The sequence below is a fragment of the Halomonas sp. PA16-9 genome (assembly GCF_009728585.1).
GTDB lineage: Bacteria > Pseudomonadota > Gammaproteobacteria > Pseudomonadales > Halomonadaceae > Vreelandella > Vreelandella titanicae.
Map to the genome: position 1 here is coordinate 823,167 of NZ_CP040452.1, position 25,162 is coordinate 848,328.

Annotated in this window: 23 protein-coding genes and 2 pseudogenes; 1 reads left to right on the forward strand and 24 read right to left on the reverse strand. The window is 56.8% G+C overall.

The genetic code is table 11. The features are described from left to right. Nucleotides 1-6: 6 nt before the first annotated feature. The 6 genes from FDY98_RS20115 to FDY98_RS20140 all read right to left on the reverse strand — a co-directional run bounded on the left by FDY98_RS20115 (nt 7) and on the right by FDY98_RS20140 (nt 6,460). Nucleotides 7-975: a TAXI family TRAP transporter solute-binding subunit gene (locus tag FDY98_RS20115; RefSeq protein WP_051430490.1), complete on the reverse strand. Its 969-nt coding sequence runs from the start codon at nt 973-975 to the stop codon at nt 7-9. A gap of 50 nt (nt 976-1,025) precedes the next feature. Continuing rightward, a complete protein-coding gene (locus FDY98_RS20120; protein WP_197029725.1) occupies nt 1,026-1,904 on the reverse strand; it encodes an NAD(P)-dependent oxidoreductase in 879 nt (292 codons plus the stop codon). Between the two features lie 459 nt (nt 1,905-2,363). Next, a complete protein-coding gene (locus FDY98_RS20125) occupies nt 2,364-3,293 on the reverse strand; it encodes an SMP-30/gluconolactonase/LRE family protein (protein ID WP_027958364.1) in 930 nt (309 codons plus the stop codon). A gap of 90 nt (nt 3,294-3,383) precedes the next feature. Next, complete coding sequence (gene dctP / locus FDY98_RS20130) at nt 3,384-4,400, reverse strand: TRAP transporter substrate-binding protein DctP (RefSeq protein WP_022521409.1); 1,017 nt, start codon at nt 4,398-4,400, stop codon at nt 3,384-3,386. A 219-nt stretch (nt 4,401-4,619) separates the two neighbouring features. After that, entirely contained in the window at nt 4,620-5,906 is a 1,287-nt protein-coding gene (locus tag FDY98_RS20135; protein WP_027958365.1) for a TRAP transporter large permease, read from the reverse strand. Beyond that, nucleotides 5,906-6,460 (reverse strand): TRAP transporter small permease, encoded by a 555-nt coding sequence (locus FDY98_RS20140; RefSeq protein ID WP_081742566.1) that lies wholly within the window; start codon nt 6,458-6,460, stop codon nt 5,906-5,908. The genes FDY98_RS20135 and FDY98_RS20140 overlap by 1 nt, the downstream gene beginning before the upstream one ends. Before the next feature lie 492 nt (nt 6,461-6,952). Here FDY98_RS20140 and FDY98_RS20145 point away from each other — a divergent pair, with 492 nt between their 5' ends. Then, nucleotides 6,953-7,741, forward strand: coding sequence for an SDR family oxidoreductase (locus tag FDY98_RS20145; protein WP_027958367.1), 789 nt, complete (start codon nt 6,953-6,955; stop codon nt 7,739-7,741). 15 nt (nt 7,742-7,756) lie between these two features. Here FDY98_RS20145 and FDY98_RS20150 read toward each other — a convergent pair whose 3' ends face one another. From FDY98_RS20150 to FDY98_RS20230, 18 genes and pseudogenes are all read right to left on the reverse strand, one after another. Continuing rightward, on the reverse strand, nt 7,757-9,730 hold the full coding sequence (locus FDY98_RS20150) for a 2Fe-2S iron-sulfur cluster-binding protein (RefSeq protein ID WP_027958368.1): 1,974 nt from the start codon (nt 9,728-9,730) through the stop codon (nt 7,757-7,759). A 57-nt stretch (nt 9,731-9,787) separates the two neighbouring features. Next, the gene (locus FDY98_RS20155) at nt 9,788-10,423 is read right to left on the reverse strand and encodes a glutathione S-transferase family protein (RefSeq protein WP_027958369.1); all 636 of its coding nucleotides are present in this window, start codon (nt 10,421-10,423) and stop codon (nt 9,788-9,790) included. Between the two features lie 134 nt (nt 10,424-10,557). Next, entirely contained in the window at nt 10,558-11,466 is a 909-nt protein-coding gene (locus FDY98_RS20160) for a LysR family transcriptional regulator (protein WP_009286083.1), read from the reverse strand. Nucleotides 11,467-11,468: 2 nt separating this feature from the next. Further along, on the reverse strand, nt 11,469-12,215 hold the full coding sequence (locus FDY98_RS20165; protein ID WP_442907997.1) for a LysR substrate-binding domain-containing protein: 747 nt from the start codon (nt 12,213-12,215) through the stop codon (nt 11,469-11,471). A 36-nt stretch (nt 12,216-12,251) separates the two neighbouring features. Next, nucleotides 12,252-12,361, reverse strand: a pseudogene (locus FDY98_RS29725) (helix-turn-helix domain-containing protein); the annotation flags it as partial. Nucleotides 12,362-12,573: 212 nt separating this feature from the next. Further along, complete coding sequence (locus tag FDY98_RS20170) at nt 12,574-13,038, reverse strand: hypothetical protein (protein ID WP_027958370.1); 465 nt, start codon at nt 13,036-13,038, stop codon at nt 12,574-12,576. A gap of 110 nt (nt 13,039-13,148) precedes the next feature. Further along, nucleotides 13,149-14,197: pseudogene (locus FDY98_RS20175) on the reverse strand (EscU/YscU/HrcU family type III secretion system export apparatus switch protein). Between the two features lie 15 nt (nt 14,198-14,212). Next, nucleotides 14,213-17,782, reverse strand: a complete 3,570-nt coding sequence (locus tag FDY98_RS20180) for a hypothetical protein (RefSeq protein WP_027958372.1) — start codon at nt 17,780-17,782, stop codon at nt 14,213-14,215. Between the two features lie 161 nt (nt 17,783-17,943). Beyond that, a complete protein-coding gene (gene sctT / locus FDY98_RS20185) occupies nt 17,944-18,771 on the reverse strand; it encodes a type III secretion system export apparatus subunit SctT (protein WP_009286087.1) in 828 nt (275 codons plus the stop codon). Between the two features lie 18 nt (nt 18,772-18,789). Then, entirely contained in the window at nt 18,790-19,059 is a 270-nt protein-coding gene (locus tag FDY98_RS20190; protein ID WP_027958373.1) for an EscS/YscS/HrcS family type III secretion system export apparatus protein, read from the reverse strand. Nucleotide 19,060: 1 nt separating this feature from the next. Next, the gene (gene sctR, locus FDY98_RS20195) at nt 19,061-19,720 is read right to left on the reverse strand and encodes a type III secretion system export apparatus subunit SctR (protein ID WP_027958374.1); all 660 of its coding nucleotides are present in this window, start codon (nt 19,718-19,720) and stop codon (nt 19,061-19,063) included. Next, complete coding sequence (gene sctQ / locus FDY98_RS20200; protein WP_027958375.1) at nt 19,713-20,792, reverse strand: type III secretion system cytoplasmic ring protein SctQ; 1,080 nt, start codon at nt 20,790-20,792, stop codon at nt 19,713-19,715. Before sctQ ends, sctR begins: the two co-directional genes overlap by 8 nt. Next, nucleotides 20,789-21,271: a hypothetical protein gene (locus FDY98_RS20205; protein ID WP_027958376.1), complete on the reverse strand. Its 483-nt coding sequence runs from the start codon at nt 21,269-21,271 to the stop codon at nt 20,789-20,791. Before FDY98_RS20205 ends, sctQ begins: the two co-directional genes overlap by 4 nt. Continuing rightward, nucleotides 21,268-22,605: a FliI/YscN family ATPase gene (locus tag FDY98_RS20210; RefSeq protein ID WP_027958377.1), complete on the reverse strand. Its 1,338-nt coding sequence runs from the start codon at nt 22,603-22,605 to the stop codon at nt 21,268-21,270. Before FDY98_RS20210 ends, FDY98_RS20205 begins: the two co-directional genes overlap by 4 nt. Continuing rightward, complete coding sequence (gene sctL / locus FDY98_RS20215; RefSeq protein ID WP_027958378.1) at nt 22,602-23,189, reverse strand: type III secretion system stator protein SctL; 588 nt, start codon at nt 23,187-23,189, stop codon at nt 22,602-22,604. Before sctL ends, FDY98_RS20210 begins: the two co-directional genes overlap by 4 nt. Continuing rightward, nucleotides 23,186-23,857, reverse strand: a complete 672-nt coding sequence (locus FDY98_RS20220) for a hypothetical protein (RefSeq protein ID WP_027958379.1) — start codon at nt 23,855-23,857, stop codon at nt 23,186-23,188. The genes sctL and FDY98_RS20220 overlap by 4 nt, the downstream gene beginning before the upstream one ends. A gap of 9 nt (nt 23,858-23,866) precedes the next feature. After that, nucleotides 23,867-24,619, reverse strand: coding sequence for a type III secretion system inner membrane ring lipoprotein SctJ (sctJ, locus tag FDY98_RS20225; RefSeq protein WP_035537907.1), 753 nt, complete (start codon nt 24,617-24,619; stop codon nt 23,867-23,869). 75 nt (nt 24,620-24,694) lie between these two features. Then, nucleotides 24,695-25,129: a hypothetical protein gene (locus tag FDY98_RS20230; RefSeq protein ID WP_035537909.1), complete on the reverse strand. Its 435-nt coding sequence runs from the start codon at nt 25,127-25,129 to the stop codon at nt 24,695-24,697. Nucleotides 25,130-25,162 lie beyond the last annotated feature (33 nt).

The following is a 25,162-nucleotide window of genomic DNA, read 5'->3' on the forward strand; positions in this document are numbered from 1 at the left end:
CACAACTTAGGGTTTAAGATGTTCAGGGACTTCATATCCCTGCTCTTCAAAATAGCGAATAGCGCCGGGATGAAGAGGCGTCGTTGCAAGCTCAATTGTCATCTCTGGGATATCTGCATCTTTTAAAACTGAGAAAGCGGCCGCCTGAGCATCCTGATGCTCGACGATAGCTTTAACGATGTTGTAGGCAACCTCTTCATCCAAGTCAGCTCTTGAACTTACCGTGTTGCCATACGCCCAGGTGGTATATGCCGGATAGCCATCACCAGCCTCATTCTCTTCAATATTCATGATGCCCAAGCTAGGTAGTTCCTGGCGAATGGCATCTGCCTGCTCATCGCTCAAGCCAAGAATATTAACTGGGGTCATAGTGGCGATATCGATACTGGAGGCATCCAGCATTCGGCCATTACCGCTCTTCACATAACCTTTGACACGGTTATCCTTGATCTGGTTAACCATGTCGGTTGTGGAACCACGCACATAGTCAGGCGTTACACCGATCACATCGAACACCGCTTCGGCAGTCGCTTCCGTGCCCGATCCAACAATACCCGGGTTGAATTTGACACCTTCCAGATCACTGATAGTGTTCAGGCCAGCATCCGCTCTCACTACGACATTCTGAGCCGAAGGGCCATACACCCATAGCACATTAGTGGGGACTTCATTACCCTCGAACGCCCCCTCGCCGTGATAGGCATCATAGGCAACATTGGTGGTCACTAACCCCATATCGGCCTGATTACGTTTGATCCTTCTCAAGTTATCAATGGTTGCCCCCGTCTCCATGACGGAAGAGCGCACACCATCGACATTCTCGTTAATGATCTGCGAAACGGCGACGAAATAACCATAATGTGATGACGAAGAGGATGTAGAACCAATCGTCAATCGAGTATCGGCATGGGCAACGCCTGCTGCACATAAGGAAATTACCACCGCCAGCACGGATGCTTGCTTCGTATAAGCCATAGTCACCTCTCGTAATTGTTATATATTTAACTTTCCGTTAAAGACTAAACTCAGTCATTACGCATACTATTAACGATGACCGGAAAGTACTGCTCTCCGTATCCTTTCTTTATAGCTTTCTGAAATAGGGACTTCGTATTTTCTGCCATTCCCAACGTCAAGCCGTAATTCTCTGCCAGTTCCAGCGCATAGCTGAGGTCTTTTAATGCATATGAGGTAGGGAATTTTTTTTCTGGGAAATCATTTTCGAGCATGAATTTCATGCAGTGGTTGCGCAGGGCAAAGCTATCTGCGGACCCTAACGACATAGCTTCAAAAATCTTTTTAGGGTCGGCGCCACTTTTCTCACAAATCACCAATGCCTCGGAAAGGCTGGCCACCGTATCGAAGAGCACCATATTATTCAGAATCTTGGCCAGTTGGCCGGCCCCAACATCCCCACAATGGATGATGTCTGATGCAATGTTCTGCAGCAGCTCTTGAATATTTCCGTAAATGGTTTCGGAGCAACCCACCATGACGCACAAGTTGCCATCAATCGCAGCCTGCCGAGTGCGCGCGACAGGCGCATCGGCAAACTTCACCTTGTAGGCCTGCAGCTCACGCTCTAACCACTTGGCATCCTCTACGGAGGTTGTGCTCAGGTCGACGACTGTAGCGCCTTGCTTGAGTTCACTGGCAATGCCGTCCTCTCCTAGCATCAAGCTTTTTACATGCTGGCCACTTGGCAAAGACAGGAAGAGGACATCACTCTCGCGCGCCACTTGCAGAGCGTCCTCGCCCTTCTGCACACCCTCAGCAACCAGTCTCTCCAGCGGCTCAGAGGCAAGGTCATAGGCCAACACCTTCTTACCAGACCCTTTGGCCAGGTTTTTACACATGGGCTCACCCATTGCCCCCAGGCCAATAAAACCAATAGTACTAATCAAACCAACACCTCCAATAAGAATACTTTTGAATACCGTTGGATACTATAATACACACACTAGCTCATAGAGCTGCAATTATCACGACATACTTTGGTCGCAATGTATGATGAAAACCGATAGCGAACCGCTGCACAAATTGTGGGGGAACTATCTGAGCGCCATAACAGCACCAGAACAAAAAGTTATCCCTCGGGCGCAATTTACTGGCCGAGTGTATGTTCTGGTGGCAATGACAATGAGAAGTGAGCCGCCAAGGTGTGCGGCACTTTTTTGAGCACTAATAGCCCTGTAGGGATCAAGGGTTGGCTGTCCTTCAATAATAATTGTTATATATTTAAATATTTCTTTAACGCAGCTCTCAGGAGAACCAAAAACAGCATGGCTAATTATTAATCTCTTTTATATCCTCCTAAATCCATTCAGTTAAATACCTTCCAAGCGCATATCTCTCTGATTAAGTTATTGGTGATGTAAACGCAAACCAGAGCGCGGCCAAGGAACAGCTAACAGCTGACCATAACCTGATAGCGTGATGTAAGCAGTCTGCAAGTTCGATCCACCAAAGCAGATATTAGTGCAATACCCTTCAGGGGCTTCATGAAACTCCAGCAAATCCCCCTGCGGAGAAAAAACACTGATCCCCCCATCCACCAGGGTGGCGACACAAATGTTACCACTCTCTTCCAAAGCCATAGAATCAAGGCGCTGATAGCCCGGCAGGCCGTGAACCAACTTGCCGCCATTGGGAGATGGCCAAGGCTCCTGACCCAGCTCACCGGGCGCGGTGATCGGATAACGCCAAAGCCGACTGGTTTCGGTTTCAGAGACGTACAACATACGCCCATCTGGCGACAGGCCAACCCCATTGGGCGTCAGCAGATGCTTTGCCGCGCGGCGAATCGAGCTACCGTCGCATCGGGCATAGTAGAGGTAACCCAGCATAATGCGGTCATCAAATTTCTTGCCAAAGTCGGTAAACCAGAAACCACCCTGATCGTCAAAAACGATATCGTTAGGGCCATGCAGCGGAACGCCCTGGCAGTGGGTGTAAAGCGTCTCAACAGAGCCGGTGACAAGGTTGACTCTTTGAATCGAACCGCCGTCATAATCGGATGCAGCGCCGGTAGGTCGGCTGTAGCCATCGTCAGTACGCCAACTGAATCCACCATTGTTGCAGATATAACAGTGCCCATCCGGCCCGAGAGCCGCCCCATTTGGCCCCCCACCCACCTCCGCCACGGTCTGTAGCTCGCCGTCAGGTAGGACACGCGTCAAGCGGCCTCTTTGAATCTCCACGACTAATATGCTGCCATCTTCCATGGCAATCGGCCCTTCAGGAAACGCCAGTCCACTGGCTAGCACCTTGCCCTGCAATTTTGTTCTGCTCATGTCATCTCTCCTGTGAACTGCCTGCTTTTCCCGCAGCCCTGCACACCCGCCTAAAACTGCCGGGCCATTTGCTGAGCCCGGCGACACCACTTACTGCATACCTTCAATTACCTCTTGAGTTGGCAGGCCGCGCGCTTTCAAGGGTTCTGCCCAGCGGTCATAGACGCCTTCAAGGTTGGCGTGTGCTTGTTCAAGATCGCTATCAGATAGGGGCACTTGGGCAATACCGTACTCCTCCTCAAGTGTCTGGATGATTTCCGGTTCAGAGTTATCCACGTAATCACAGTAGGTTTGCATAGCGTACCTTCCTGCCTCTACCAGAATATCCTGTTGCTGCTGTGACAGTCGCTCCCACACTCGGTCACTAATCGAGTAGGTGAGACCAAAGCTAGCGACGGAGAAGTTCGGAATTAATTGATCCAGTGCTGGTGCAAGGCCATAGTCCAGGATGCCTCGAAGCGGGTAATACACACCATCCAGCGTACCGCGAGAGAGTGATGTTAGTACGTCTGAAGCCTGCATTGTGACAGGGCTTGAACCCAGAGCATCAGCGGTGAGTGTCATAGGTCCACCGGCAGTACGCATTCGCAGACCATTCAAGTCATCGAGCGACGAAATATCGCTGTTGTTGGTCAGTATTCGATAGCGCCCCATATTGCCCACCCAAAGAGGGCGGATGTGATGCCGCTTGAACTCCGCTTCATAAATAGCCCCACCTGGCTGGGCCATCTCATAGAAGCTATCCGCCGCGCTACAGGAGTTTTTTACGATTTCCGGTAGCTCAACAACGCCAGACAAAGGGAGCTTTTCCGGTATATAAGCCGGAGATACGTTGGCAATATCCGCCACACCTGTCTGCAACAAGGTCAGAGATTCAGAACCACGCCCAAGTTGTTCTGCCGGATAAAAGTCGAACTGTATCTGTCCGTCGGAGAGCTCCGCCACCTTTTCCATAAACGGGTTGGCCCCATACTCTATGGCAAAAGAAGTGGTGGGCAGCCATTCGGCAAACTTCAATGTCACTGGTTCAACCTCTGCCGCGGAGACTGAACCGCATGCCAAAACACCCGTCAACAGCAGTGGAAGGTGCTTTTTATAGTTATTCATGATGGTACTCCCTTTTTTATCGCTCTTCAGTTTTTGTGCCAGTCATTAATCAATACAGCGGGATAAACAAAATCTTCCAATAATGCATGGTGCATTGATGATAGGTATAACGTTTTTACAACAAGCTTAAACCTTAACCCACCTTTATATAGATGAACCCTATCTATCGTTGACCCAAACTCCTACAAATTGGCGAAGACTAGTTACCAACATTACGCGTCAGTACATAGCCGTTGATGGAAGCCACAGCACAATCTGTGGAAATGCTATTAACAAAGCGATCAAACCAAGCAGCATGACGATGTAGGGTATGACGCCTGAAAAAAGCTCCTCGACAGGCACATTGGCCACTTTCGCCACCACAAAGACGTTCATGCCGACCGGTGGCGTGACAATACCTATCTCAGCCAACAAAATGACGATCACACCGAACCAGATCGGGTCGAATCCGAGCGAAACAACAACCGGAAGAACCACAGGAATAGTGAGAATCAAAATGGAGATCAGGTCTAGAAACAACCCCAGAACCAGATAGAGGATCACCAAAAAGAACAAGATAAGGTATGGCGAAACATCCAGCAGCCCCACATAGTTGACTAAGTTTCGGGTGATGCCGGTCATGGTTATGAAGTAACCGAAAACATGTGCACAAACAACAATAAGGCCGATCATGGCAGAAATGCAGCACGTATTTATAACGGCATTTTTGAATGCTTCAGCATTGAGATTGCCTGATTTAAAAGCAAGCAAAAGTGCGCCTAGTGCACCCAAAGCCGAGGACTCAACGGGTGTGGCAATGCCAGTGTAGATTAATCCCGTAACAACACTGAACAGCATCAGAAAGGGGGTAGCTACCTTCAATGCTGTCAGCTTTTCGCGGAAGCTATAGGTCTTATTATTAGAGGCTACTGGATTTCGGATGATCAGAATCTTGATGGTAATGGCGATAGTGAGCGTCACCAATATGCCAGGCACTATGCCAGCAATCAGAAGGTCACTGATGCTAACCCCGCTGAGCAGCCCATAGAAAATCAGTGCGACACTGGGAGGAATCAGCATGGCAATAGTGCCCGAAATAGCGGCAATACTGCCAGCCATTTTCGGAGAATACCCCTCAGCCTGCATGGCGGGCGTGCTGATTTTCCCCAGCGTGGCTGCAGCCGCTGTACTGGAGCCAGAAATTGCACCAAAAGCAGCACCTGTGACAACAGCAGCAATCCCCACGCCACCCTGTATCTTGTCTGTCCACTTGGCAATGGCGCTAAACAGGGAGCTGGTGATACCGCTGACCCCCATAAATTCCGACATGAGGATAAACATCGGAATGGTGAGCAGCTCGTAGGTCGTCAGAGCAGAGCCTGGCGAAGCCGATAGGATCCCCAGCAGGACATCTATCCCATTGGTTAGAAAAATGCCCAAAGCACCGGATATCGCAAGACTGATTGCAACCGGAATGCCTATTATCAAAAGAAAAAACAGAAAGAGAAAAGATAAAGCAATGACCATCACAGCTCGCCCCCTTTAGAAACATAGTTATTTATTGTTGTTATTAACAACCTGAACGAGAAAACAAAGGAGCCGATAGCGATAATAAATTCAGACGGCCAAACAACCCAGCTCACAACGCCATAAACGATCTCGTTCTCTTGCCAGGCACTGTATGCCCTTAAAGAATAGGTATAAGCAATATAGCTAAACATCAATGTGGCGATGAGGCCGAAGACCAAAAGGCAAAAGCTGGTAAATTTTAAAGGCAGCTTGCTTTTGAAATAATCAACCTTCAGGTGGCTTCCCGTTCTCAACGCATAAGAGAACGCCAGAAAATAAGACCCTGGAAGAAGGTACATGGTGATTAGGTTAAAAAACCAATTAAGCGGCGAGTTGAAGATATAACGCATTACGACATCGACAAACGTAATTGCCATGGCGCAAATAATCATAGATCCGGCAACAAAAACAAGAGCGTTTTCCAGGCATCTACAAACCTTATCCAACGCTCTTATCAGGCCGGGTTGTTCAATATGACCTGTCATGGTTCTGTGTTCCTGTAATGTCGCCATGATAAACCTCAGTGCGCCAATGTTAATAACGAGCCCTGTTTATGCGTTGCTAGCAGCCCGCTCAGCAAGTATGCGCTCAGCCTGCCGGGTACGCGCTACGAGCGCATCGGCAAACTTCACCTCATAAGTATGTAGTTCACACTCCAACTGCCTGGCACCCTCGACAGAAGTACCCATCAAATCATCACTCCCCAACAAGAATACCTTTGAATACTATTGGATACTATAGTACAGACCCTAGCTCATAGCGCTTCAATTATCACGACATACTTTGGTCGCAATGTATGTTCTGGTGACAATGGCAACGCACTGCTACAAGAGCATGGAGCGCTTCTGGTCTGCATCAGCATGACCACCAGTGTGACGGCGCTGGGGTAACCCCAACGACCTCGCCGGGCGCTAACTTTATAACGGGCGTACTATTCTATTACCGGTAGACGATGGCTATTCGTCACGTTGAGCCCAAATATCGAACACACAGGAGTACATGGTATGGATCTTGGAATCGCGGGACGCTGGGCCGTGGTATGCGCAGCGAGCAAAGGGTTGGGGCGAGGCTGCGCCGAAGCGCTGGCCAAAGAGGGTGTCAATCTAGCCATTAATTCACGCAATGCCGAGGTGCTCGACAAGACCGCCGACGCGTTGCGGGCCCTTAATCCAGCCATCGAGGTTCGCCCTGTGGCTGGGGATATCGGGCGCGAGGAGGTACGCGAGGCGCTGCTGGCCGCCTGCCCGCAGGTCGATATTCTGATCAACAATAATGGCGGGCCGCCGCCGGGTGATTTTCGCGACTGGAGTCGGGAGGAGTGGATACAGGCCGTGGATGCCAACATGATCACGCCTATTGAGCTGATCAAGGCCACGGTAGACCGTATGGCCGCCAACGGCTTTGGACGTGTGGTCAATATTACCTCGGGCGCCGTAAAAGCCCCCATCGACATTCTCGGGTTATCCAACGGCGCGCGCAGTGGGCTAACCGGCTTCGTCGCGGGGCTTGCTCGCCAGCCGCAACTTGCCTCGCACAACGTCACGATCAATAACCTATTACCCGGCTCCTTTGATACCGACCGCCTGCGCGGCAACTTCAAAAATGTCGCCGAGAAGAGTCAGCAAACTATCGAACAGGTACGCGAGCAGCGAGCCCAAGGCGTACCGACCCGACGATTCGGCACCGCCGAGGAGTTTGGCGCCTTCTGCGCCTTTATGTGCAGCGAGCATGCAGGTTATCTAACAGGGCAGAACATCCTGCTCGACGGCGGTGCCTACCCAGGAACCTTCTAATCGATTGAGGCGCGATTAACCGTTAGGCAGCGTAATCTCTACCCTCCCCGAGTTTACCGCTGGGCGAGCGCTGCACAGCAGAATCTCCCCCTCTGGCGCGGATATGCCATCTGGGTAGGTAACCTCCCCCTGCACCAACGTGCAGGCGCACTCGCCACAGCTACCGCTGCGGCACCCATAGGCAGGTTGAAGCCCCGCTTTTTCAGCGGTTTCCAACAGGCTTTCACCCGGCTGCCAGTGGGCCACCGCGCTGGGGTTGGCAAAGCTGACTTCTACCGGTTGTTCGGCGGTGGGGGCTGTATATGTTTGCGCCAGCGCCGAGGGGCCAAACGCTTCTGTGTGTATCTGCGCGGGCATAAGTCCGAGCTCCAGCGCCTCCTGGTGGTAGCGCTCTACAAAGGCGGCGGGGCCGCATAGGTAGAGCTGTACTTCTGATAGCACCTGATCGGTAAACACCTGCCCCAGTGAAACCCGGCCTGCCATCCATCCATTGAGGGCAGTTGTAGTTCTGGTGACATGCCGCTGCAAACGCAGCCCTCGCGCCTCAAGGTCGAGTAGCTCTGCACCGAAAGGGGCTTCGGCCACATCGCGCACGCTCTGCACTAACGTTACCGGGCCACGGCCTGCCCCGGTCAATTCATGTGCCAGGCTCAATATGAGCGTAATACCGATACCGCCACCCAGCAGTACCCAGTGGGCACGCTCTGAGCCGCTAGCCTCTGCCGTGAATGACCCCATTGGCATACTCACAGCTAGTTCAGTACCCACCTGAAGCGCGCTGTGCACGTAGTGCGAGCCCTCACCATCGGCCTTAATACTGATGCGATAGCCGGCCTGCTGGCTGTCACCCGAAAGCGTATAGCTGCGTACCAGCGCCGTGCCATCCAGGCGCGGCACGTGTAACGTAATGAACTGGCCCGCGTTAAAGGGCGTCAGCGCCTTGTCTTGTCGGGCACTCTTCAAATAGAAAGAGCGGATCTCGGGTGTCTCCTGCACCACGGCGGCCACCTGAACACGCTGTTGAGAGGAAGGCGCAAGCACTTGCCAGAGCCCATGGGGCGCCGCCTCAACGGCCACTGCACTGGCATGGCTACGCCAGCGCAAGGCCCTTGGTCGCCAAACGATATGCCGTGGGGTTAGGCACCAGTAGCGTTCAGCGCCAGGATAACGCGCCCCAGCGGCCTCCTCGTCCACCAGCCGCGCTTCCCCGGTCAGATGCAGCACATTCCCGCTGGTGAAATCCGGTATCACCAGGGCCGCGCGTCCGCTGGCCAGCACGTTGCCCAAGGTGTTGAAGAATCGATTGCCTGCAAAATCAGGCAGAATCAGATCACTTCCCTGACGCCGAATGAACCCCGGTTGCCCTCCGCGATGAGAGGCATCCACCTGGGCGCCCTGGTCGGTATGCGCGTAACTACCCACGAAGGCGGTGATCGCCCGGTCGATATGTGCCAGCACCGGCTCTGGCAACTGGTCGAGGGTCGCGTCGCGCTTGCTTAGCACGGGGCCCGTCTGGGGCTGCACCGGCCTCATCGCCGACCAGTCGTGAATGTATTGGGGGCAATTACCGAAGGCGTGAGTCACTTCCAACTGCCATTGGCTTGCTGAGCCCCGCAATACACCGTTGACCCTGTTACGACGGCGCGTGTGCAGCTCAATGCCCAATAGGCCAATGCTGGTGCCGCTGTTAAGTAGCGGTGCAAGAGGGTCATCCACAGGCGGCGTTAATGCTAAATCGAGCCGTGACTCGTCCGGCGCATGAACAAACCCCGGCGCGCCCTCCAGCAGCGTGACCCAAGGCCAACCGTCATGATCCACCGCTGCTGCTGCCACAAAGGGCAACTGGGGAAAGAAGTGTTGCAGCTGCGGCGTTAGAAAGGGGCGCATCACCTTGCGGCCCACCTCCACCATCTGTTTTTCCACGCCGACCACGCGCTGCAAGGCAAGCTCGCCTTCATGCCATGGGCTGCTGGTGACGTCGTTATTCACCCTCGACTCCTCGCGAGCAGGTCGCCCGCACCGATTTGAAATGCTGCATCGGCTGGCCTAGCGCACCAGCCCCACCTTGGTCACCTTCATGGGTACAAACCCTTCCAGCGCCTCGATACGCTGCAGCCAGGTGCGGATATGCGGGTAGGGTTCCAGCGAGACATTCCCTTCAGGCGCATGGGCGATGTAGCTGTAGAGCGAAATCTCCGCCAGCGTGGCGTGCTCACCCGCCAGGAAGGGCTGATGCGCCAAGTGGGCATCGACAATCGCGAACAGCTCATGGGCATCGGCAATCAGCGGTTCAGGGTCGAAAGGGGCATTAAAGACCGTCACCAGCCTGGCCTTCATCGCGGAGTTCGCCAAAGGCCCTGCCGCCACGGACAGCCAGCGTTGCACTTGGGCTTGAATCAACGGGTCGTCCGGTAGCCAGCGACCAGCACCCTGCCCAGAACCATAGCGGCGTTCCAGATAGACCAGAATGGCATTGGAATCCGCCAGGATAACCCCTTGGTCATCGAGCACCGGCACCTGCGCGAAGGCGTTCAGGTTCAGGAAAGGCGACGCTTTGTGTTCGCCCGCGGCAAGATCGACATCGATAAAAGTGGCAGGCAAACCGAGCAGCGAAAGCATCAGCTCAATGCGATGGCAGTGGCCGGAAAGAGCGTGGCGGTAAACCTTGATAGCGTGTGGCATGTAATTATCTCCTTGAGTGAGCGCCTCGATAGATGAACGTCACAGGTGTTAAGCGACATCACCCATCCTGCGCCAAATCAAGGAGTGCAAGAATAGCGATACTGAACAATACAAAATTGCGCTGAATGAAATAATCAGCCGACCAACTGCGTTCGCAACCAGGGTGTTGCCAGTTCCAGGAAGGCCATAACGCTGGCAGGCGCCCGGATGCCAAGGGTATAGGTGAGCGCCAGAGGGTGTCCCGCAGGCCAAAGGGGTTCAGCAACGGGTTCAAGCAGCCCCTGCTCGCAGGCGCGACGCGCCTGCAGTTGGTAGCAACACACGACACCCGCACCTCCAATGGCAGCCCGCAGCGCAGCAGCACTGGTACTGATGGCAAGCCTGGGCTCAAAACGGAGCGGGTAGTCTTCAGCCAAGCGCCAGACAGGCGCTTGTCCTTCACTGGAGCAGTGAATAAGCGCATGACGGGCCAAGCCTTGCAGGCTACCGGGGCGCCCGGTCTTGTCCAAGTAACGGGGGCTAGCAAACAGACCAACGCGCAAATCACCCAGGGGCCTGGCATAAGCGGAGGCAGGCAGCGGCCCACGCATCAGACGTAGGTGCGCCGGTGCATCGCTTTCTATACGGATGGGATATTCATCAGCCAGCAGGCAGATCTTCAGCGCAGGATGCTGCTCTTGCAGCCGCAACACTAACGGCACCAGCAGTGGCTCCATCAACGCCTGGGGCGCCTGCAAACGTAGCGTGCCGTTGAGCTCGCGGTGCTCCTGGCGCGCACTGGTGTCGGCGTCGGAGACTGCGTGGATCAGCGTATCGGCGTAGGCGCGCAATCGCTCGCCCGCCGCCGTCAACGTGCTGCCTCTGGCAGAGGTAGTGACCAAAGCAACCCCCAGATGCTGCTCCTGAGCACGCAGCAGACGGTGGAGCTTCGCCGCCGACTGGCTGCACGCTTCAGCCGCGGCTTGCACGCTGCCGTGCCTGGCAACGGCGGAAAGCGCCTTTAAGGCCTCAAAGCGTAGCGGTGATTCAGGGGAGAGTGCCATGGTTAACTGCGGTAGGCGAGCGCCGGGTCGGCACGTAGCCGCTCGGCAAGAAAATCAACGAAGGTACGCACACTGGCGGCACGCCCACGGCCCGCTGTCACCCAGATATTGATGGGAATGGCCACTGGTTCGAAACGCGTTAACACGCGCCGTACTCGACCTTCGGCTTCACTGGCAGCCACCTGGTAAGACAGCAGCCGAGTAAGCCCGGCACCTGCCTCGACCGCCGTTAACGCCGCATGAATAGCGCTGATGCGCAGCCGTGGCGAGGGCGTTACTTCAATGCGTTTGCCCTCCTCCTCGAACCACCAGTGGCCGCTCAAGTTGCCGCCTTCGGCCACCACGGTAGGCAATGCTTCCAGTTCTTGCGGGTGCGTTGGCTCATTGTGCTCGGCCAGCCACGCGGGGCTTGCACAAACTACCTGCCGCACCTCACCGACTGGCACGGTCAAGTGCTGACAATCCTGGGGCACATGGCCGATGCGCACCGCCACATCGATGCCCTCCTCCTGCAGGTTGACCGGTCGATCGATCAGTTCAGCGCGCACCTGCACGTCAGGGTATTGCTCCAGATAATCGACGATCTGCGGGGTAACGAAGTACTCGCCGAACAGCACCGGCGCGGTCACCTGCAACAGGCCACGTGGGGTAAGGTAACTGCCGGTCGCAGCGGCCTCGGCCTCCACAAGCTGAGCAAGCACCTGCTGGGCATCCTCCAGATACCGGCGCCCCGCCTCCGTCACGCGCACCTGCCTTGTGGTGCGCTGTAACAAGGCAACGCCCAAACGCGCCTCAAGCGCTGCCACCGCCGGGTAACCCGAGGCGGCGACAGCGCAAGCTGCCGTGCGGCGTCCGCAAAGCTTTCCAGTTGCGCCACCGCTGCAAACACACGCATCTCTTCGAATCTATCCAAGGCAGCTCCAGGAACAGGGTAAGCATCACTAACGGTATTCTATATACCCGCTAGGTTTATACCTACCAGGACTGTATACCCACCAGAGCTTTTTTATGCAGCTACGTCGCCGATGGTTTATTAGGCCTAGGCCTTTATTATCCGCCACTCGACAAACGATTTAATGCGTCTAGTTGTTCATCGTGCAAGCAAACTCAGTTGCTCGGACGCTGTTTGGTGGCATCCAATCCAGTTTTGCTCTCTGTGGTCAACTTGGTAATTTCTGCAGACTTAGCGATCGCACGATCAAAGACATCCTGCATGTTCGCCATCGCCTCTACCGATGTGCCTTCGAGGCCACCGTCTGCCGCCCACTCGAAATTCCAGACGCCAGAAAGGCCATCTTGACCCTGGACATCATGAGTCTCGATGGCCGTATAAACACTGGTGTGGCGCGTCATATAGGAGGCAGCTGCCGAAACTTCAGCAGGGACACTGCCTGACGAATTGTTGGCAAGCTGAGCGAGCTCATCGGCATTGATCGCCGACTTGCCCTGCTGCTTCAAATAATCCACTAGAACCTGACTGGATTTGGCAATATTCAACTGGTCGTCGAAGGATGAGGTGGAGGTTTTTTGAGTGGGGGCGTTTACGCTTGTAGGTGACACTGTAGTAGACATCGGATATCTCCCAAGCAGAGGTTTGGTTGGACAGCCTGTTTATTGTTGCTCGGTTTAATGTCATTCGTATGAATCATGTGGCATGGCAAACGATTGCAACCGAGTGATGGCTAAATCAGCTTGGCCGCCACCAGCATATCGGCGACCGCCTGAAAGGTACCATCAGGAACCGGATCGCCATTGCCAGCGCGTTTGGCGATGAGTTCGGCCAGCCTCGGGTCGGCGACTCTCGGGACTCGGCGAGGCGCAGCACTTGCCAACAAGCTAGCGGCCTGATCGGGTGAGGCCTTGCAGGTCACCAACGGCACTGGCGTTTCGCCGCGAATGTAGCGAATGCCGACCAGCCAACCGTCTGCGGTGCCGATCATCAGCGAGCTATACTGAACACCGATCTTGGCGTTCAGCTCATGCATTTCGCGCCGCTGTTTGCGGCGCGCCTGATTCATTGTCGGATCGCCTTCCTGATCCTTGCGCTCACGCTTCTGTTCGGTCTTTGTCATGCGCTGGTCGCGCTCGAATAGCCAGCGTTGGAGCAGCACATCGAAAGCACCAACCAGTAAGAAGGCAATCAGTGCAGTGATGACCAGCGGCTGGAGTAAGGCGAGAAAAGTACCTTGAACGCAGGGGTAGCCGCAGCGTGAGGACTCCATCAGCGACTGTAGGCCCAGGCGATAGACAATCACCAGCGCGACGGCCAATGCCACCATCTTGAACAGTGACTTAAGAAACTCGACCAGCCCGCGTACCGAAAGATGCGCTTGACCCCCTGAACCGGATCAATATTCTCCGGCTTAGGCTGAACCGGTTCGGTGGAGAATACAAAACCCTGCAATACCACAATGTTGGTCAGCACGATCACCAACAGCGTTAGGCCGACCAGCGGCAGCACCGACAGCAGCAGTACTTCGCCTGCCTGGGTCATCAACTGTGGCCACAGCGTATCGAACGGCTCGGTATAGAGTAGCGCGGTTGAGTCGATCAACCCCTGCACGCGGGCAATGATGTCATTCACGCTGATAGCGATATAAAGCGTGCAGGCCAACATCACCATCGCGGTGACCAGGTCAGCACTCTTGGCGACCTGGCCTTTCTTGCGCGCATCGCGAAGTTTTTTCGACGATGGCGGCAGCGATTTCTCTTCAGAGGGCTGTTGGCTCATGCCGCTGCTGTGACCCTATGAACCTACTGTCGAGCCTTTATCCATTTGCGTATCGAGATTGTTGCCATCACCTGCGTAATCTTCGTGCTCGAAATCGTCCCAGGTCGAGTCAGGTAGATGCCCTTCCTCTACGTAGAACTCATACTCGTCGCTGCGGTAGTCGAAAATGCTCTCGTCGTCCGGCGCATCGCGCTGACCGTAGCTCCGGACGTACGCTTCGAGAAACTCATAACGGGTCAGGCCGTCTTTGGTCAGTAGGCCATCCTCATCGAGCGACGAGAAAAGCTCCTTGAGGTCAGCCTTATGCCCCTCCAGCGCGTTGGTGCGCTTGATATCCTGGACAATAGTGAATGGCAGCGTCGCCACCGTCAGACCGGCGGATATCCAGAACAGCGGCCCGGTGACGGCACGGGCGACGGCAATGCCCTTGAGCGCCGCCAGCGATGACGCTCCACCGGCAAGGCCGAAGGCACCCGCCGCGACGGTGACGGCGCCCTGACCGATGGTAGCGCCGTCGCCACTGTCCACGCCGCGCTTGATCATCAGCCCGCCGAGGGCAATGTCCAGCGCACCAGTGGCGGAGTTGGCAGCGCCATCCAGCACACGCAGGAAAGAGCTGACGGTGCGGGTCGTCGTCGTGGCATCGGGCAGAGCCGGATTCTTGGCGTATCCGTTCTGGGCGCCCTCGACTATCTTCTTAGCGTCTTCATAGGAAATATCCAGCTTCTTGGCCAGTGCCTTCTGATCACCTACCGGGGCATCGTCGATGATCTGCTGGAAGTTCTCGCTGAAACGCTCCCAGGTGTGGGCATCAGGAGCGGGCGCCTTGCCCTTGACCTTGTCGTCGGCCCATATCTGCGGCAGCGTCTTGTCGAGCCCCAGCATGGTATTGACGTTGGTGCCCTTGGCCTTGTCCCAGATGTTGCTGCCGAGGTTGACGAAGTGCTGACTGGCACCCAGAAAGCTGATGAACTCCTTGGCCACGGCCATTCGCGCCTCGTGGCTGTCCGCCAGCTTGCTGGCGCCGCCTGCGAGCTGATAGATGCCCGAGGCGAGCGAGATCAGCCCGCCGGTCGTGCCCAACGCGCCGTTGCTGTTGAGCGTGCCAATCAGCGCCATCATGCCGCCGTTGGTCTGTTCGTTGAGCGCCTTGTAGACACCGTTCTTCAGCAGGCCATCGATGTCCGACTGGGTGATCGAACCATTTTTCTGGAAGCGATCCCCGAGCTCCTGCAGCGCCTTACCGAAGTTCTTAGCAGTTTGCTTATCGTCAAGAAACTCGTTAACAAACTTGTCGATCGTCTCCGCCGTGCGCCGCGGAATATCGACACCGGCACGCTTGAGCGCGGTCAATACCATCTTGACCACATCCTGCGTGGCCGTCGCGGTGTTGGCATCATTGATTTGATCAGGATTGGCAATCAGATCATCAAGATCGGTGATCATCGAGTCGAGCTGCAGGCTCTGGGCGAACTCGGCTGCCTTGTCACTCTCTTCCGTTGCCGGGAACATCGCCGAGAGTGCATTGTAGGTTCGCGAGATATCCTGCTCGGCGAGTTCCCCCTGACCGCTCTCGCGCAGGTCGTTGATGTAGTTGATGTACTCCTCGCTGAAGGCGGTCTCCTCCAGCTGCGAAGCGATCGCGTCCTTATTGGCGACTTTGTCGATCGCGTCTGCCTGGGTCGCCTGGTAATCCTCCTGCACCGCCTCGGAGGCGAATAGCTCGCCGAGGCTTTCATCGAGCTTCTCGCCGTCGATGATGGATGAGAGATCCTCGCCGGTGACGTTGTCAAGACTCAAGCCTTCCGACATATCGAGACCGACCAGATCCAGGCCGTTTTCAAGCGCGCCCTGGGCTCGCAGCGCACGGTAGAACTGGGCGCGCTCATCGTTTTTATCGATACTGCCGTCCTCTATCCCCGTCTTCCACTCTTCGATCAGGTTCTGCCAGGTCAGCTCGCTGACGGTCAGCTTGCGTGAGCTGTCGTCCGGATCTGTCTCGCTGGTTTCCATCGACTGAATATCGACATCGCTGAAGGCCGGTAGATCGTGATCGCGCCGGGCTGTGTCCAGCTCCGCGTTGTCGGCGAGACGCTGGGTGTTGGTCTCCCCACCGTGCCTCGACCAATAACCGTCGAAGATATTCTGAACCGCCTTGCCGTCGTCTCCGGCAGCGTGCCTGATCCGCTCGCGCAGGTCATCGTTAACCTGGGCAGTGGCGTCCTCGAGGGAGGCACCGTCGCTCATCTTGCTGTCGATCAGGTTCTGATAGAGCTGCGACAACGTTTCGGAGCTTTCGATATGCAGAATCTGGCGCGACCCCGTCAGCGTGCTGCCCGCCAAGCCAGAGGCCAGTGCGTTGAGGTTATCCTCATAACTCGGGTTATCCGTCAAGGTGGTGTCGGCGAGAAAGTCGTCGTAGGCCTCGAAGCCAGCGGAGGTGGCAGCATCCTTGCCACCATGACGCTCCCAGTAACCATTGAGCACATCGAGCCCGTCCTTGCTGTCCTTATCGGCATCGGTCAGCGCGTTGCCGGTACGGTCAAAGAGGGCATCCTTGGCATCGTCGATGGCTGCCTGTAAATCCGGGGCATCGCCGCGCTCACGCTGCTGGTTAAGCTGGTACTCCACCAGTTGGCTGAACTGATCGCTGGCGTCTCCTGTCAGCGGTCGCACCTTGCGGTTGTCGATATCGATGCCTTCAGCCATATCTCTGGCGAGCGAATTAAGGGTATCGTCGTAGGCGATGTCACCTTCGTCGCGATTGGTCAGGTAAGTCTCTTCGGCCAGCGCTTTGGTATCCTCTTCACCACCGTGACGTTTGAAGTAGCCATCGAAGACGTTGACCACACTCTTACCGCCAGCGTTTTCGAGACGGTCACGCAGCTCATCATTGACCTCGCTCAGCGCTTCCTCAGTAGTGGCACCTTCGTCCAGCTTGCTCTTGATCAGATTCTTATAGAGCTGGGACAGTGTATCGGAGGAGTCAAGGTGCAGTATCTTGCGCTGATCGGTCAGCGTGCCGCCAGCCAACCCGGAAGCGAGAGCGTTGAGGTTATCTTCGTAGCTAGGGTTGTCGGTCAGCGTGGTATCGGCCAGAAAGTCATCATAGGCGTCATAGCCCGCGTTGATCGCAGCCTCTTCACCACCATGGCGCTTCCAGTAACCCTCGAAGACATCGAGGCCCTTGTCGGCGTTTCGATCTGCGTTGTCCAGGGCATGCCCGATGCGGTCAAACAGCGCGTCCTTGGCGCTGTCGATCGCCTTGGACAGATCAGCGCTTTTGCCATCGGCGCGCTGCGCATTGAGCTCGGCGGTGACCAGCGCCTCGAACTTATCCGCAGCGTCTCCCTTCAGGGCGGACACCTTGCGGTTGTCGATATCGATGCCATCCGCCATATCCACTGCCAGTGAATTCAGCGTGTCCTCATAATCCTGGCTGCCCGGCATCAACGGCGTTTTGCCCGCTTCCACAGTATCTTTGCCCGCTTCCGCCTTTTTTGCCAGGTCGAGGACAAAGCCAAAATTTCCAAAGGCGCTGGTCAACGGTGTTGCTTTGGGGTTGGTTTTTGGATCGACACGCATCGAATACTCCTCCACGGTTAGCGCAAGCTGATGGGGCAGGCAACGAGAAGCCCAATTTCACTGACGGAAAACCAGTCTGAAGAGACTGCGTGACACTCTAATGGCAACTTTGTGATGCTGCTTTGATACCCTCTTTTCAAAGTACCCCGCGTCCCCTGTTGTTACCGCGTTCCCACCATAGCGCCCAATATGGCTTCCAGGCGTTCCATATAGAGATTGGCGGCATCGAGGTGCTCCAGCATAAAGGGGATCAGAAAAATGACGTAGACCAGCATCAAGAATGCAAACAACAGGTTCTTGATAGGGAGTGACAGGTCAAAGACGTGTAGGTTGGGCGCCATACGCGCGAGGTAGGCGAGCATCAAATCTGCGACCAGAAGCGCGATGACCAGCGGCGCTATCATCAACACACCAATCTGCATCACCTGGTCGAGCAGGCCAAGTAGCGCCATCGCCGATGCTTTGGTCATGAGTGGCGTGAAATTCACCGCCGGCCACAACGAGTAGCTGCGATAAAAGCCATCAAGTAGCAGCATGAAGCCGCCGGTAATGAAGAACAGCGCTAGCAAAGTCACGGTCAGCAACGTTGCGGTAACGCCGGATTCAGTCGAGCCCATGGGATCGAGTATCTGCGCCATGGTTGAGCCGCGCTGTAAGTCGATCAGTTCGCCAGCCACTTCCGCGGCCCAGAACGGAACACCAAAGACCAGCCCGATGACAACGCCGATCAGCAACTCCTTGATGACCATGCCGGTAAGGGTGAAGCTTGATAGCTGTTCAGCATTCACCATGGCATCGAACAGCGGCACCATCAGCGGAATCGAGATCGTCACCGCCACTGCCGAGCGGATCATGCCGGTCAGCCCCAGGCGATTAAACGCTGGCGTGACCAGCACCATGCCTAGCGCCCGTGCCACGCCGACCGCTGCCGCCGCGATCATTGGATAGGCGAAATCGGTCAGGAAGCGGGCGAAGTCGTCGTAATGCATAAGCGACGCCGGCCCGGCTCAACGAGACCAGGCTGGAAAGTTGTTCAACACCTGATCGGTGATGTTGACGACGGGCCCGGCCAGTAGCGGCCCGGCGATGATCAGCACCAGCAGTACGGCAACCAGCTTGACGGCTTGCGGCAGTGTCTGATCCTGAATCTGCGTCAACGCCTGCAGTAGACCGACCCCGAACCCGACCATAATCGCCACCAGTAGCGCCGGCGCCGACACCAGTAGTGCCGTCCACAGCGCGTTCTGCATCAGTGAGAGAAAGATATCGTCGTTCATCTCAGCCTCCACCATAGCTAAGAATCAAGCCGTGCATTAGCCGTGACCAGCCGTCCACGGCAACGAACAGAAATATCTTGAGAGGAGTTGATATTAACGTGGGTGAGACCATCATCATGCCCATTGCCATCAGCACATTGGAGACGATCAAGTCGATCACCAGAAACGGGATATAGAGCAAAAAACCGATTTCGAAAGCACGGGTCAGCTCCGAGCTCACGAAGGCAGGAATAAGCACCACTAAGTCGTCGTCCTGAAGACCGCTGCGGGCTTCCTCCGACCAAAGTGTGCGCGTCGCATCAATGAAAAAAGCCCGTTCGCGTTCGCTGGCATAGCGAGAAAGGTAATCCTGCAAGGGCCCACGCAGCGCCTCGCCGGTTTGCTTGATCTCCTCGACGCTGCCCATCCCTGCGGGTCGCTGCTCGAACTGATGAAGCATATCGCCGACCAGCGGCGTGGTGATGTAGACCGTTAGAATCAAGGCAATGCCATAGAGCACCAGGTTAGGCGGCGTCTGCTGCACGCCGAGCGCGTTACGGATCAAGAACAGCACCACGGCAATTTTGAGAAAGCCCGTCATGGTCACCACCGCCAATGGCACCAGGCCGATGGTCGCAACGACGATAATGATGGCGATCAAATTGGGCTGAAATTCACTCATCCCCGGCGTGTCCTTCATCGAGCGCGAGCCTCTCGATCTGCACCCCGATGCTGTCACCGATCATCACCAGGCGGCCATGCCCCATGCAGCGGCCGTTGACGATTAGGTCAACCGCCTGCTCAGGTCGACGCTGCATCGGCAGTACGCTGCCTTCGCCCAACGCGCGCAGCTCGCCGAGCGACATCTCCAGTTTGCCCATTTCACAAGTCAGGCGGACGGGCAGATCATCCAGGTTTGGGTTATCCACGGGGGGTTCGCTCATGAGGTTCTCGAATGGTGGGTTCGACGCTTGGGAAGAGGTAAGAGAGGTCAGCGGGCCTTTAAGGCACACGCTATCGGCGCTTAAGCTGACGCCGACGCTAAACCGGTCGCCAACGTTCAACGTTGCGCCATTGGGATCGTCGCTAGTGGCGAATGACTCGAGCATAACCACATCGCCTGGGCGAAGGCTGCGCCACTCCCCCAGGGTCAATGTCTGGGCTCCGGCCATTAGGCTCAACATCACCATTACGCTGCTCGCCATCGCGGGCTGCGTGGGGAAATAGCGATCAAACAGGGGCAGCAAGTGTTTGGCAGTAGCGGCCGAGAGCCCCACACGCAGCGGATGAACATCGCCGTCGAGCTCGAAGGCCAGAGTGATGTGGATCGGGTTTGCCGTTCGACCATGCAGGTCGGCGGGCTGCACACGGATATCGACACCCAGTGTCGCCTCCAGCGGTTCAAGCCACGCCAACCACACCGCCTCCAGCCACATCGCGGCCAGCTCCGCATCTACGTCCTCCATAGAGCGCCTGCGATCAGGGTGCTCACTGAGATGGTCGAATGTCCGCCAACTGGCGCTCAAGGCCAGTTGCTCGTTGCCGAGGCATACCGCGACGGTCATGTCAGCGGTGACCTCCGCCGCTTCCGGCATCAGGTACAAGCTGGCAGAACGCCCATGCCAACCGAAAGTCAGCGGCTGTCGAGAACGATGCAGCGCGTTATGCAGGGTTAGCGTTTCGGCATCATAGTGCGTCAGGGTTAGCGGCACTGGCGTCACTTCCGCGCGAACGGTTGAGCTGAAGGCAGTCATACTTCACCTGCCCGGCCGATCCGGCTCTCTTCCATCTCCAGTTCGGCCAGATGCTCGGCCTTGACCGCCCGCGCCTGCCCCTGACAAGTCTGGAGTTGCTCCAGCGCACGCTGGGCGCGTAACCGGTACGCCCATTCCGTAGCGCGGTATTCGCGCTCTCGCTCAGCGGCCCGCAGGGTCTGGATGCTGCTTGCCTGCTGCTCAAGCAATGCCTCCTGGTGGGCGGCATCGTCGGCAAGTGTTTGCTGCCAACCGGCCAGATCCTCGGCGTTCAGCGGTCGTTGTTCACCCTGTTCGAACAGCGCCTGCTCGCGCTGAACTGCTTGGTATTGGTGGTGCTCCAGGGCCTGCCCGAGTGTCTGGCAGTGAGCCTCGAACTCCCGACAGTTGCGTTGCTCTGCCGCCAGGGCTTCCTCGGCGAGACGCGTACGCTGGCGCCGAAGCTGCATCAGCCGGTCAAGCTGACGTTGCGACGTCATTGGACGACCTCCCTTAACTGTTTCAAGGTGTCTTCAAAGGCGCTGTGGTCGTCACGGGATTGGCGTAGGAACGCCTCAACCTCAGCACGTTTATGAATCGCCTCATCCGTGGCGGCGTCGCTACCTTCCCGGTACTCGCCCACTTGCAGTAGCAGCTCGACATCGCGATAACGCGCCATCAACTCACGCATTTTGCCGGCATCACGGCGATGCTCAGCATTGGCAACGTTTTCCATCAAGCGGCTGCGGCTGGCGAGGATATCAATGGCTGGAAAGTGGTCACGGCGGGCGAGATCGGCGCTCAGAACGATGTGACCGTCAAGAATGGCCCGGGCCTCCTCGGCCACCGGATCCAGCATGCCATCGCCCTCGGTCAATACCGTATAGATTGCCGTAATGGTGCCTCCCGACGCGCCACCGGGCCCGGCGCGTTCGAGTAAACGGGGCAGCGCCGCAAACAGTGAAGGCGGGTAACCACGACGCGTCGGCGGTTCACCGGCAGCCAGTCCGATCTCGCGCTGGGCGCGGGCGAAGCGGGTAAGACTGTCGACCAACAACAGCACATCGCGCCCCTGATCGCGGAAATACTCCGCCACGCTGGTCGCCACCATGGCAGCACGGGCGCGCTCGATCGCCGGTCGATCAGACGTGGACACGACGCATACCGTGCGCTGGCGCGCGTCGGCACCCAGCTGCACATCAAGCAACTCGCGGACTTCCCGACCGCGCTCGCCCACCAGCCCCAGTACCACGATCTCTGCACTACTGCCACGGACGATGGCCGAAAGTAGTGATGACTTACCGACGCCGGCTTCGCCAAACAGTCCGACGCGCTGGCCGCGGGCAACGGTATTGAGACCATCGATAGCACGTACCCCGAGTGCCAGCGGCTGCTCAATCAACTGGCGGGACAGCGGCGCGGGGGGCTCGGCATGGACGGGGTAATGGCGCAGTGAGCCGGGCGCTGGTGCAGCGCGACCATCAAGCCAGTCGCCGAGCGGACTGATGACGCGACCGAGCAGGGCATCACCCACGGCCACACCCTGGGCACTGCCAGTGGCAATTACTTCACTGCGGGTCGACAACCCCTGGAGCTCGCCAATCGGCGAGAGCACGACGTTCTCCTCTTCGAAGCCGATCACCTCCGCGGCGACACGGCGACCGCTGACGGGATCGCGCAGGTAGCAAAGCTCGCCAATGCCAGCACCTTCGAGGCTAGCGTAAACCAACAAACCGCGAATGCGGCGTACCCGGCCATTGACGGGGCGAGTTTGGGCTAGGGCAAAACGTTCGCCGAGCCGCGGCAGCAGATCCCCGAACGCATTCGCGCTCATGCACCCTCCCAATCATCCCGCAAGGCACGCCGCAGTGCCTCGAGCTGCGCTTCCAGGCCGATGTCCATAACCGCGATGGGGCTCACCAGCAAACACTGACCTGGCGCCAATTGAGCGTCGGCCTCGACCTGATAGTCGGTCGTCGCGGGCGAATACGCGGCGAGAGACTCGGCGACTCGCGCCTCTAGCGGCGGTGCAACACGAATACGGATAAGGTGTTCATGGCGCCACTCGCTCAGGGCATGGCGTACGCAGCGAGTGATGAGTTCTACATCGTCGAACTCGCCGAGAATACGCCGTACCAGAGTCAGCGACAGTTCGGCTAGCTCGGGGCCGAGCCCGTCGAGATAACGTTTGACGTCACGCTGGGTGCTGGCCAGCAGCTCAGCGGCGCGGGCTTCACCATCGCGGCGACCGGCTTCGAAGCCTTCGGCATGGCCCTCTTCGCGGGCACGAAGAATGAGGGTTTCTTGTTCATCGGCTCGCTGACGCGCCCGCTCGAGAAAAGCGTAGCCATCGACCCAAGCGTTGGCCTCCTCTGCGCGCAGGATGATCTTCCCAGGGCGGGGTGGCAGTGAACTCATATCCCTGCTCGCTCTTCATCGTCGGCTTGGAAGAGGCCGTGTGTAGCGGCCAAGCGGGCAATATCAACAGCAGCGGCGTCCGCCACGATCGTTTCAGGCAACTCGAACTGGTCAGCCCAACCCAACCTTAGCCAGTCTCGAAGTTCCACCGTTTGCGCTTGCCACCATCGCTCCAGGCAGCGTCGACCATCGTTCTCGACGGCGGCCTCCAGCGCGTCGAGATCATCCTCAGCGCAGGCTTCGGTACTGGCGTGGTCACGGTGGGTAAGCGCCAGGGAATAGAGCTCAGCGCCGAAACGCTGTTTGAGTACCGCAACTCGCGGTGCATGAATTTCGCGTACAAAGGCATTGGCGTGAATGATCACTCCAGCGGCACGGGCGCAGGCGGTAAAATCATCGCTGTCCAGTTGGCATAGCACCTGGTCGGCGGCATCCATTAGCGGCTGTTCCGCGATAGAGGTGAGTTGATGACGGCGCTGCAGGCGGGCAAGCAAGCGCTGGCGAAAGCGCGGCTGAGTGCACCAACGGCGCAGCACCGCGTCGGCGGCAATGCCGTCCAGGCAGTCAACCCAGTGGTCGAGAGCAACCCGTACCGGTGGTTCGATATCAGTCTCGATATCAGAGCCCGGTGCGGTCGATTCGCTAGCACGTTTAGAGGCACTATTCATGGAGCTGTCTCATGGCGCTGTCGTCAATGAATAGGGACGCTGGCGACGCTGACGCCAGACCAACCAGCACACCGCACCGGCAAGTCCGATCACCGCAACGCTCAGCAGACCGATGATCCAGCCGATACGGGAAACGCTGGACGCTGGCATCGCGACACCCAGAAATGAGCCCATCATCGGCTGCGGCAGCGTGTCCATTTCCTCGGGAATAGCAGAGACGACGGGCACCACCGAGACCTTGTCGTAGGAGAGGCCAGCAATACCATTGGCTACCAGCGTCTTGATCTGTGGAATCAGGGGGGCGATCTCAAGCGATGGAATGTAGCGTACGAAGACCGAGGCCGAAGACGGCGTACTGTTCTGCTGCAGCAAATCATTGTCCGGCAGCACAACATGAACCCGCGCCGAGAGTACGCCGTCGATCTGCGACACGGTGTGCGAGAGCTCCTGGCTCAACGCAAAGATCATCTGAGCGCGTTCCTGCACAGGAGACGACACCAGCCCGTTACCCTGGAAAATATCGCCCATATTGGCGAATTTCTGTTCCGGCAGCCCGGCACGATCGAGTATCTCTACCGCCTCGGCGAAGCGCTCCTCACTGACCGTGACGGTCATTTGGCCTTCGTCCTGTGCCTGACGTGCGGCAGGTATGCCGTTGCGGGCCAGCGTTGCCACGATGATATTCGCCTCGCGCTCGTCGAGGTTAGTGTAGAGATCGGTGTCGCAGGCCTGAAGCAGCAGCGCCATTACCAGAAACACCATGCCCCGCAGGGCGTTACGCCACCTGCGTTGTGACACTTGCTGCTTGCCGTCGAATTGTTTATTAAAGTGCAAGTGTCATTGGCCTTTTAGCAAGGTATTCGCCGACCCCGAAACCTGAGTGGCGCCGCGAACGATCATGGTGGTTTCGATGGAGTGATCAAAAACACGCCCCAGCGATTCGACGACTTGCGCCAGCTTGTCATCCCCCAAGGCGGGTGGCGTGTCGCCAGCGTCGGGCACGCTCTGGGGCATCACCTGAGCTAAACGATCAGGTGTTTGCACATCGGGAGTCTTAGCCTGCTGAGCGAAGTTATTGACTCGGTCAATAAAGCCATCAAGGTTGTTGAGCAGACTTGACCCCAGCTCACTGGGGCTGGCCCCCGATAAAGATGAACCGGCTTGCTGTGTCATATGTTCGAAAATATTCTGTGATGCCAACGTATCGGCGCTAACCTCTGGCATGGGTGTCGGAGTTAGCGCACCGCTGCCCGGTGGTGTCACGGGAGTCATCATTCACCTCGTCGGAATAGCCCGTCGCATAGA

Coding starts and splice junctions, on each gene's coding strand:
- FDY98_RS20115 (WP_051430490.1), bottom strand. CDS start 975: ATGGCTTATACGAAGCAAGCATCCGTGCTGGCGGTGGTAATTTCCTTA.
- FDY98_RS20125 (WP_027958364.1), bottom strand. CDS start 3,293: ATGAGCAGAACAAAATTGCAGGGCAAGGTGCTAGCCAGTGGACTGGCG.
- dctP (WP_022521409.1), bottom strand. CDS start 4,400: ATGAATAACTATAAAAAGCACCTTCCACTGCTGTTGACGGGTGTTTTG.
- FDY98_RS20135 (WP_027958365.1), bottom strand. CDS start 5,906: ATGGTCATTGCTTTATCTTTTCTCTTTCTGTTTTTTCTTTTGATAATA.
- FDY98_RS20140 (WP_081742566.1), bottom strand. CDS start 6,460: ATGGCGACATTACAGGAACACAGAACCATGACAGGTCATATTGAACAA.
- FDY98_RS20145 (WP_027958367.1), top strand. CDS start 6,953: ATGGATCTTGGAATCGCGGGACGCTGGGCCGTGGTATGCGCAGCGAGC.
- FDY98_RS20155 (WP_027958369.1), bottom strand. CDS start 10,423: ATGCCACACGCTATCAAGGTTTACCGCCACGCTCTTTCCGGCCACTGC.
- FDY98_RS20160 (WP_009286083.1), bottom strand. CDS start 11,466: ATGGCACTCTCCCCTGAATCACCGCTACGCTTTGAGGCCTTAAAGGCG.
- FDY98_RS20170 (WP_027958370.1), bottom strand. CDS start 13,038: ATGTCTACTACAGTGTCACCTACAAGCGTAAACGCCCCCACTCAAAAA.
- FDY98_RS20180 (WP_027958372.1), bottom strand. CDS start 17,782: ATGCGTGTCGATCCAAAAACCAACCCCAAAGCAACACCGTTGACCAGC.
- sctT (WP_009286087.1), bottom strand. CDS start 18,771: ATGCATTACGACGACTTCGCCCGCTTCCTGACCGATTTCGCCTATCCA.
- FDY98_RS20190 (WP_027958373.1), bottom strand. CDS start 19,059: ATGAACGACGATATCTTTCTCTCACTGATGCAGAACGCGCTGTGGACG.
- sctR (WP_027958374.1), bottom strand. CDS start 19,720: ATGAGTGAATTTCAGCCCAATTTGATCGCCATCATTATCGTCGTTGCG.
- sctQ (WP_027958375.1), bottom strand. CDS start 20,792: ATGACTGCCTTCAGCTCAACCGTTCGCGCGGAAGTGACGCCAGTGCCG.
- FDY98_RS20205 (WP_027958376.1), bottom strand. CDS start 21,271: ATGACGTCGCAACGTCAGCTTGACCGGCTGATGCAGCTTCGGCGCCAG.
- FDY98_RS20210 (WP_027958377.1), bottom strand. CDS start 22,605: ATGAGCGCGAATGCGTTCGGGGATCTGCTGCCGCGGCTCGGCGAACGT.
- sctL (WP_027958378.1), bottom strand. CDS start 23,189: ATGAGTTCACTGCCACCCCGCCCTGGGAAGATCATCCTGCGCGCAGAG.
- FDY98_RS20220 (WP_027958379.1), bottom strand. CDS start 23,857: ATGAATAGTGCCTCTAAACGTGCTAGCGAATCGACCGCACCGGGCTCT.
- sctJ (WP_035537907.1), bottom strand. CDS start 24,619: ATGGTGTTTCTGGTAATGGCGCTGCTGCTTCAGGCCTGCGACACCGAT.
- FDY98_RS20230 (WP_035537909.1), bottom strand. CDS start 25,129: ATGACTCCCGTGACACCACCGGGCAGCGGTGCGCTAACTCCGACACCC.